The sequence below is a fragment of the Kitasatospora sp. NPDC059146 genome (genome assembly GCF_042786665.1).
In the GTDB taxonomy this organism is placed as follows: Bacteria; Actinomycetota; Actinomycetes; order Streptomycetales; family Streptomycetaceae; genus Kitasatospora.
On sequence record NZ_JBHZCY010000108.1, the window covers coordinates 22277 to 31944 of the forward strand.

A 9668-nucleotide genomic window follows, 5' to 3' on the forward strand; every position below is an offset into this window, starting at 1 on the left:
CGCCCACCACACAAGGGAATCATCCATGTTCGCACTCTCTCCGTCGCAGGAGATCGTCTGGCTGCACGAGCAGATGCAGCCGGGCAGCCGCGCCTACAACTTCACCGGCGTCCTCGACCTGTGGGGCACCCTCGACCGGGACGCCCTGCACGCCGGCCTCACCGCCGTGCTGGCCCAGCACCCCGGCCTGCGCCTGGAGTTGGTGGCCCGGGCGGAGGGCCTGCCCGGCCAGCGGGTCGCCGAGGACTGCCCGCCGGAGCTGCGGCACAGCGACTTCACCGCCGAGGCCGACCCGGAGGCCGTGTTCCGGACCCTGCTCGCCGCCGAGGCCGAGGAGCCGCTGGACACCGAGCGGGCGCCGCTGCTGCGCTGGCACCTGGTCAAGCTCGCCGACGACCACCACCGGCTGATCCACGTCGAGCACCACCTCGTCCACGACGGCCACTCCTTCGCGATCTTCCTGCGCGACCTGTTCACCGTCTACCGCGCCCACGTCCTCGGCGAGTCCTACGAGTTGGCCACCGCCCCCTCGTACGAGCAGCACGCCCGCACCGAGGCCGACCCGCAGGCCCGCGAGCGCGCCCTCGCCTTCTGGACCAAGGAGCTGGCCGACGCCCCGCGCGAGGTCACCCTGCCCGGGCTGGCCCACCCCGGCGTCGAGCGCCGCCACCGCGGCGGGCAGCTGCGCCAGTCGATCGGCGCCGACCTCGCCGAGCGGCTGCGCGAGCGCAGCCGGACCGACGGCCACACCCCGTTCAGCACCCTGCTCGCCCTGTTCGCCGAACTGCTGCGCCGGCACAGCGGCCACCGCGAGGTCACCGTCGGCACCGCCGTCGGCAACCGCCCCGAGGGCTTCGAGGGCACCGTCGGGATGTTCGTCAACACCGTGCCGCTGCGCCTGCGGCTCGACCCGGCCGCCTCCGGTACCGAGGCCGTCGACGAGGTCACCGACGTCCTGATGCGCGCCCTGCCCTACCAGGACCTGCCGGTGCAGGAGCTCACCCGCCGGCTCGGCCTGCACACCGGCGGCGCCGACAACCCGCTGTTCAACGTGATGTTCAGCGCCCACGACGCCGCGCTGCCCGACGTCCAGGTCCCCGGCCTCGACGTCTCGCTGTACGAGGGCTTCAACACCGGCACCACCCGCTTCGACCTCGACCTGGTGCTGCTGCCCGACGACCGCCGGGTGGTCGGCGAGAAGCACGGCGTCGCCGGGATGACCCTGATCTGGGACTACGACGCCGAGCTGTTCGGCGAGGCCAGGGCCGTGCTGCTGTCCGAGCGCCTGTTGGAGCTGCTGCGCCGCTACCTGGACGACCCGGAGACGGTGCTCGCCGCGCTGGCCCCCGAGCCCGCGGCCGAGCCCGCCGCCCCGGTCGTCCCGGTCGGCCTGGACCCGGCCGCCGCCCACGACCCCACCGCGCTCGCCCTGCTGGCCGGAGCCGAGCGCATCACCTACGGCGAACTGGACCGCCGGGTCGGCGAGTTGGCCGACCGGATGCGCGCCGCCGGAGTCACCCCCGGCCAGCCGGTGGCCGCCGTCCTGCCGCGCGGCACCGACAGCGTGGTCGCCCTGCTGGCCTGCCTGCGCCTGGGCGCCGTCCACGCGCCGCTGTCCACCGAGGACCCGGCCGCCCGGCTGGGCCTGCTGCTGGAGCGGCTCGCCCCCGCGCTCGTCCTCGCCACCCGGCAGAGCGCGCTCGCGCTGCCCGCCGAGGGCGTCACCCCGGCGCTGCTGGACGGCCCCGCCTTCCCGAAGGCCGAGCCCGCCGCCGTCCTGGAGGGCGGCGCGTACGTCATCCACACCTCCGGTTCCACCGGTGTGCCCAAGCCCGTCCTGGTCGGCCGCGAGGCCCTCGCCGGGTACGTCGCCGCGGTCGCCGCCCGCTACGAACTCACCGCCGCCGACCGGGTGCTGCTGTTCGCCCGGCCCTCCTTCGACGTGTCGCTGGAGGAGGTGCTGCCCGCCCTCGCGGTCGGCGCCGCCCTGGTCGTGCCGCAGCGCGAGGTGCCCACCGGGCCCGAGCTGGTCGCCGTGCTCGCCGCCCGCGGCGTCACCGTCGCCAACCTGCCCACCAGCTACCTGCTCGCGGTCCGCGAGGACCTGCGCGAGGCGCTGCGGGACGGCCGCTGGACGCCGCGCCTGCTCGTCCTCGGCGGCGAGCGGCTGCCCGCCCGCGCCCTGGCCGGGCTGACCGAGGCCACCACGGTGCTCAACGCCTACGGCGTCACCGAGGCCACCGTCACCTCCACCGTCCACCGGGTCACCGCCGAGGACGTCGCCGAGGACGGCGAGATCCCGCTCGGCGCCGAACTCGACGGCGTGCGCCTGCACGTCCTGGACGAGACGCTGCGCCCGCTCCCGTACGGCTGCGTCGGCGAACTTGCCGTCAGCGGCGGCCTGCTGGCCGAGGGCTACGTCGGCCTGCCGGAGCCCACCGCGGCCCGCTTCATCACCGTCCCCGGCCTCGACGGCGCCCGGGTCTACCGCACCGGCGACCGCGGCTACCGCGACACCGAGGGGCGCCTGCGCTTCCTCGGCCGCGCCGACAACCAGGTCAAGCTGCGCGGCCACCGGATCGAACTGGAGGAGATCGAGGCCGCCGCCTCCGCCGAACTCGGCGGCCGCTCCTGCGCGGTGCTGCTGCACCACGACCCGCAGACCGGCCCCCGGCTGGTCGGCTTCCTGGAAGGCGCCGACCGCCCCGACCAGGCCGCCCTGCACGACGCGCTGGCCCGCCGGCTGCCCGGCGGACTCGTCCCCGCCACCTGGACGGCCGTCGCCGCGATGCCCACCCTGCCCGGCGGCAAGCCCGACCGCGCCGCCCTCGCCCGGCTGGCCGAGCAGGCCCCGGCCGAGCGGGAGCAGGACAGCGCACCCAGCGTCTTCGCCGACCCCGGCCAGGAGCTGATCGCCAGCGCCTGGCGCGAGGTGCTCGGCCACGACCGCTTCGGCGCGGACTCGCACTTCTTCGAGGTCGGCGGCCACTCGCTGCTCGCCGCCCAGCTCGCCGCCTTCCTGGAGCCGCACCTGGGCAGCCGCCCGCCGCTGCGCACCCTGTTCCGGCACGCAGTCCTGGCCGACCAGGCGCGCGTCCTGACCGGTGGCGCGGCATGAGCGCCCCGTCCGCCGTCCTGGAGGACGGCCACCGCGAGCTCGTCGAGGCCTTCGAGAGCTTCATCCGCCGCGAACTCGTCCCGCTCGCCGCCGAGTTGCCGGAGACCGCCGACCAGGTCCCGGGCGACCTGCGGTCCTACGTCCGCAAGCGCTCCGCCGCGCTCGGCTTCTACGCCGGCGACTATCCCGAGGAACTCGGCGGCGCCGACATGCCGTTCACCGCCGTGGTGCTGCTGCACCACGCCGCCGGGCGCAGCGGCTGCGTGCTCGCCCCCTACGCGCTGGCCGGCTCCGACGGGCCCAGCCCGCTGCTGCGGCACGGCACCCCCGAGCAGATCGAGCGGCACCTGGTCCCGCTGGTGCGCGGCGAGCAGACCCGCTGCCTGGCGCTCACCGAACCGCAGGCCGGCTCGGACGCCTTCCACCTCACCACCACCGCCGTGCGCACCGGCGACGGCTGGGTCCTGAACGGGCGCAAGACCTTCGTCAGCAACGCCGAACACGCCGGGATCGCCCTGGTGGTGGCCGCCACCGACCTCGGCGACGGCAAGGGCCCGACCGCCGGGGCGACCGCCTTCGTGCTGCCGATGGACCAGCCCGGCCTGCGGATCGGCCAGCGCTACGAGGGGATGTCCGGCGAGCCGCTGTTCGAACTGCTGCTGGACGGGGTCACCGTCGGCCCGGAGGCCGTGATCGGCGGCGAGGAGGGCATCGCCGCGGCCACCGCCCTGGCCATGGACAGCCTCTCCCGCGGCCGCCTGGTGGTCGCCGCGATGTGCAACGGCATCGCCGAGCACGCGCTGCGGATCGGCGTCGAGTACGCCCGCGAGCGGCGCGCCTTCGGCAAGGTCATCGGCGAGTACCAGCACATCCAGGAGCACCTGGTGACCACCCGCGCCGAGGTGGAGTGCGCCAAGCTGCTCACCCTCGCCTGCGCCCGGCTGGTCGACGAGGGCACCGAGGCGCCCGAGAACGCGGCGCTCGCCAAGCTCACCTCCTCCGAGACCGCCGTCCGCGCGGTGGACCGCTCGCTCCAGGTCCACGGCGCCACCGGCTGGGTACGCGGCCACCCCTTGGAATTCCTGTACCGCTACGTCCGGATGACCACGATCATCGAAGGGACCTCCGAGGTCCAGAAGGTGATCATCGCCCGCTCCATGGGCCTGAACTGACGGTTTCTCGTACGTATCTGGAGACGATGATGGAATCCCTGAGCATCGGCTACGGCCACCCGCACCAGGACGGCGCGGTCCTCGACCTGTTCACCACCTGGGCGCACCGCACCCCGCAGGCGCCCGCCCTGATCGACGGCGGGCGCACCCTCGGCTACGCCGAACTCGACCGCCTCGCCGACACCGTGGCGGAGTCCCTGCGCGGCAAGGTCGGCGCCGGCGACCTGGTCGGCGTCTGCCTCGGCCACTCGGCGGAGCTGGCCGCCGTCACCCTCGCGATAGCCAAGCTCGGCGCCGTCCACCTGCCGCTCGGCCCGCGCCCCGGCGAGAAGCGCCTCCAGGCCGTCGCCGAGCAGCTGCGCCCGGCCTGCCTGATCGGCGACGCCGCCGTGCTGCCGCCCGGCGGCGAGCGGCTCGAACTCGACCTGCCCACCCCCGGCCTGCTGGCCGCCCTGACGCCCGGTGAGCAGGCGAGCGTGCCGGTCGGCACCCACTACGCCGTGCTCACCTCCGGCTCCACCGGCACCCCCAAGGCCGTCGCCGTCACCGAACCGGCGCTCGGCGCGCTGCTGCACTGGTACCGCGAGCTCACCGGCCTCGGCCCGGGCGAGCGGCACAGCCTGCTGATCGGGGTGGCCTTCGACCCGCACGTGATGGAGCTGTGGGCCACCCTCACCTCCGGCGCCGCCCTGGTCGTCGCCCCCGAGGCCGTCCGCTGGGACTCCGGCGCGCTCACCGACTGGCTGGGCGAGGCGGGCATCACCGCCGCCGTGCTGCCCACCCCGCTGGCCGAGCCGATCCTCGACCGGCCCTGGCCCGCCGGGCTGGCGCTGCGCCACCTGATGATCGGCGGCGACCGGCTGCGCCGCGCCCCCGGGGCGGAGGTCACCGCCACCGTCCACAACGCGTACGGCCCGGCCGAGGCCACCGTCGCCACCACGGTGCACACCATGGCGCCCGGCGGCGACCACGGCGCCGACGCGCCGCCGATCGGCCTGCCGATCGCCGGCGCCGTCGTGCTGGTCACCGACGAGCAGGGCAACCCGGTGCCCAGAGGGACGGCCGGGGAGCTGCGGATCGGCGGCCGGGGCCTGGCCGCCGGCTACCTCGACCCCGAGCTGACCGCCCGCCGCTTCGTCCAGGCGCCCCCCGGGGTGGACGGCACCGACCGGGTCTACCGCACCGGCGACCGGGTGGTGATGCGCGCCGACGGCGTGCTGGAGTTCCACGGCCGGCTGGACGACCAGGTCAAGGTCAGCGGGGTGCGGATCGAACCCGCCGAGGTGGAGGCCGCCTTCGAGCGCGACGACCGGGTGCGCCGCGCGGTGGTCGCCGCCGAGACCGCGGCCACCGGCGGCGTCCGGCTGCTCGCCTTCGTCCAGGCCGAGCCCGACGCCGAACCGGCGAGCCTGCTGGAGGCCGTCCGGCCCTGGCTGCCCGAGCAGGCCGTGCCCTCGGCCGTACGGCTGGTCGAGACCTTCCCGCTGGACCCCAACGGCAAGGTGGACCGCGCGGCGCTGCTGGCCGCGCTCGCCGCCGAGCCCGAGGCCCCGGCGGCCGCCGGCGAGGACGGCGACACCGCGGTCGAGCGCACCCTGGTGAAGCTCTGCCGCGAGCTGCTCGGCCGCGCCGACCTCGGCCCGGGCGACAACTTCCTGGCGTCGGGCGGCAACTCGCTCGCCGCCGCCCGACTGCTGGAGTCCCTGGAGGGGGAGTACGGCGTGCGGCTGCGCGCCCCCCTGCTGCTGCGCCAGCCCGACCTGCGGGCGGTCGCACGGCTCATCGAGGAGCGGATGCCCAGCGCGTCCCTCGCCTGAGGACCCGGAGCCGTCCCGCACACCGGGCCCCGTCCGGCCCCGTGCGGGACGGCTCCGCCGCCGCCGCGCCCCCGTCGCACCTCCCGATCTGACCTGCGGCGCCCCCGGCCCCAGCGCCGGGGCGCCCGGAAGGGACCCAGCCATGACGCCCGTCCTCCCCACCCTCCCCGCGCTGGTCGCCCGCCAGGCCGAGCAGCACCCGAGCGCGCTCGCCCTGACCGACGGCGCCACCTACCTCACCTACCGCGAACTCCACGACGCCGCCGGCCGCCTGGCCGCCGTCCTGGCCGCGCGCGGGATCGGCCCCGGCAGCGCCGTCGGCCTGCTGTGCGCCCGCTCGGCCAGGTTCGCCGTCGCCCAGCTCGCCGTCTGGCGGGCCGGCGGCCTCGTCGTCCCGCTCGACCCGGCCTACCCGCGCCCGCGCATCGCCGAGATGACCGCCGACGCGCAGGTCCGCCTCGTCCTCGGCGACAAGGCGCTGCTCGCCGACGCCGCACTGCCCGCCGAGCGCACCCTGGTGCTCACCGAACGCGGCACCGAGGAGACCGGCGCGGCGGTGCCCGACGCCGCCGACCCGGACGCGCCCGCCCTGCTCTACTACACCTCCGGCTCCACCGGCCACCCCAAGGGCGTACTCGTCCCGCACCGCGCCGTCACCGACCTGGTCACCGCCCCCGACGGGCTCGCCCTCGGCCCGCGCGACCGGGTGCTCTTCCACTCCACCCCCTCCTTCGACGCCGCCACCTTCGAACTCTGGGCGCCGCTCGCCCAGGGCGCCGCCGTCGCCGTCTCCCCGGCCGAACGGCCCAGCGCCGAGGAACTCGTCCGCGACGTCGAGCGCTTCGGCGCCACCACCGCCTTCATCACCACCGCGCTCTTCCACCACCTGGCCGCCAAGGAGTCCCGGATCTTCGGCGTGCTGCGCACCCTGGCCGTCGGCGGCGAGGCGCTCGCCCCCGAGTACGCCGGGGCCGTGCTGCGGGCCTTCCCCTGGCTGGAGCTGTACAACGTCTACGGGCCCACCGAGGCCACCACCTTCACCACCGCCCACCGGATCACCCCCGCCGACTGCGCGGGCGGCCCCGTCCCGATCGGACGCACCTTCGGCGGCGCCCGCGCCCTCGTCCTGGACGAGCGGCTCGCCCCGGTCGAACCCGGCACGGTCGGCGAACTGTGGATCGGCGGCGGGCGCCTCGCCCAGGGCTACCTCAACCGGCCCGAACTGACCGCCGAGCGCTTCCGCGAACTCCCCGGCGGCGGCCGGGCCTACCGCAGCGGCGACCTGGTGCGCCAACGCCCCGACGGCGCCCTGGAGTTCCACGGCCGCACCGACGACCAGGTGAAGGTCCGGGGCTTCCGGATCGAGCCCGGCGAGGTCGAGCAGGCCCTGCTGCGCTTCCCCGAGGTCGCCGAGGCGGCCGTGGTGGTCCGCCGCGCCGGACAGGCCGACGCCGCGCTCACCGCCTGCGTGGTCCTCGCCGAGGGCGCCGGGGCCGCCGCCGAAACCCTGCGCACCCGGCTCGCCGAGCTGCTGCCCGCCCACCTGGTCCCCACCGCCTGGGCCGTCCTGCCCGCACTGCCGCTCAACGGCAGCGGCAAGATCGACCGCCGCGCGCTCGCCGCCGCCCCGGACCCGGCGGCGGAGCGCACCGGCGTCGAGGTCGACCTCACCCCGATCCAGCGGGTCGTCGCCGAGGCCTGGAGCCGCGCCCTGGAACGCCCGATCACCGACCCGGCCGCCGACTTCCTCGCCGAGGGCGGCCACTCGCTGCTCGCCATGTGGGTCGTCGACGACCTCGCCGGCGAGTTCGGCATCGACCTGTCCCTCGCCGACTTCCTCGGCCACCCCACCGTGGCCGGCCAGGCCGAACTACTGGAACGCGCCCTGCGGGACGCCGACGACACCCAGGGAGCACCCCAGCGATGAGCAACGACCAGAACGACCTGCTGCGGCGCGCCCGCAACCGCCGCACCGCCCTCGCCCCGCAGCGCCCGGCCGCCGCCGACGTCGACGCCGGCCCGGCCCCGCTCTCCCACGCCCAGCAGCGGATGTGGCTGATGGAGCACCTCGGCCAGGGCGGCGCCCTCTACAACGTCCCGATCGCCACCCGGCTGCGCGGACCGCTCGACCGGGCCGCCCTCGCCACCGCGCTCACCGGCCTCACCGAGCGGCACGCCGTCCTGCGCACCCGCTACCCGCGCCGCGGCGAACAGCCCTACCAGCACCTCGAAGCGGCCGGCCCCGTCCCGCTGGCCGTCCTGGACGCCACCGGCGACGGCACCGGGCAGCTGGCCGCCGAGGCCGCCCGCCCCTTCGACCTCACCGACGGGCCGGTGCTGCGCGCGCTGCTGCTGCGCCACGCGCCCGAGGACCACACCCTGCTGCTGACGATCCACCACATCGCCGTCGACGGCGGCTCGCTGCCCGTCCTGGCCGCCGACCTCGCCGAGCTGTACGCCGCCGCCCGCGACGGCGTCGAACCCCGGCTCCCGGCGCCCGGCATGCCGTACGCCGAGTACGCCCGCCAGGAGCGCGCCCGCGACACCGAACTCACCGCCGCCGCCGACGCCCTGGCCGCCCGGCTGGCCGGCGCCCGCCCGCTGCCGCTGCTGCGGCCGGTCGCCCCCGGCGCCCGCGACCGCCGGGCCGGCCTGCACGCCGTGCCGCTCGACCCCGCCACCGTCGAGGGCCTGCGGCAGCTCGGCGCCCGGCACGGCGCCACCCTGTTCGCCGTCGTCCTCACCGCCGCCTTCGCCACCCTGCGCACCGCCGGCGGCCAGGACGACCTCACCCTCGGCTGCGCCAGCGGCCACCGGGCCCGCCCCGAACTGCGCCGCACCGTCGGCCTGGGCGTCAACACCCTCGCGGTGCGCGCCGAACCCGCCGGGGACGCCTCCTTCGCCGAGGCGCTCGCCCTGGTGCGCGGCGCCCTGCTGGAGGCCCAGCAGCACCACCAGGTGCCCTTCGACCTGGTGGTCGAGCGGCTCGGCGCGGCGGCGCGCGGCGCCGACGGCACCCCGCTGCTGTCGGCCAGCTGCGACCTGGTCCAGCCCGCGACCGCCCTGACGCTGCCCGGCCTGGACGCCGAACACGTCGACGTCGACCTGGAACTCGCCAAGTTCGACCTCACCCTGGTCCTGGAGGAGGGCCCGCGGCCGCGCTGCCTGGTCCAGCACGACCACGCGGCCCTGGACGGCGCCACCGCCGCCCGACTGGCCGAGGCCTTCGCCGCCGTGCTCCGCGCGGTCGTCGAGGACGCGGACCGCCCGCTCGCCGAACTCCCCGGCGAACTGCTGGCCCGCGCCGACCGGCACCCGGTGCTGGAAGCCCTGGCGGCCCACCCCGGCGTGGCCGACGCGGCCGTGGTGGAGACCGCCGACGGCCCGCCGCTCGCCTACGCGGTGGTCCGCGGCGCGGTCGCCCCCAGCGGCACCGACCTGCGCGCCCGGCTCCGGGCCGCCGTCCCCGCCGCCGAACTCCCGCTGGCCGTCACCCTGCTGGACCGCATCCATCGCGGTGATCAGGGTGGGGGAGATGGCGATGCCGGCGACGAGCAGGGC

General features: G+C 76.7%; 5 protein-coding genes. All 5 read left to right on the plus strand.

The genetic code is table 11. The annotated features are described in order from the left end of the window. The first annotated feature begins 25 nt into the window (after positions 1-25). Positions 26-3118 (plus strand): amino acid adenylation domain-containing protein, encoded by a 3093-nt coding sequence (locus ACFXPX_RS33135; protein ID WP_380644311.1) that lies wholly within the window; start codon positions 26-28, stop codon positions 3116-3118. Then, a complete protein-coding gene (locus tag ACFXPX_RS33140; protein WP_380523083.1) occupies positions 3115-4290 on the plus strand; it encodes an acyl-CoA dehydrogenase family protein in 1176 nt (391 codons plus the stop codon). Before ACFXPX_RS33135 ends, ACFXPX_RS33140 begins: the two co-directional genes overlap by 4 nt. Positions 4291-4316: 26 nt before the next feature. After that, positions 4317-6107, plus strand: coding sequence for a non-ribosomal peptide synthetase (locus ACFXPX_RS33145; RefSeq protein ID WP_380644312.1), 1791 nt, complete (start codon positions 4317-4319; stop codon positions 6105-6107). A gap of 142 nt (positions 6108-6249) precedes the next feature. Beyond that, positions 6250-8034 carry a non-ribosomal peptide synthetase gene (locus tag ACFXPX_RS33150; RefSeq protein ID WP_380644313.1) on the plus strand — a complete coding sequence of 595 codons (1785 nt, stop codon included), beginning with the start codon at positions 6250-6252 and terminating at the stop codon, positions 8032-8034. Then, positions 8031-9668: condensation domain-containing protein (locus ACFXPX_RS33155; protein WP_380644314.1), on the plus strand; the 1638-nt coding region annotated here is incomplete at its 3' end. The genes ACFXPX_RS33150 and ACFXPX_RS33155, both read left to right, overlap by 4 nt.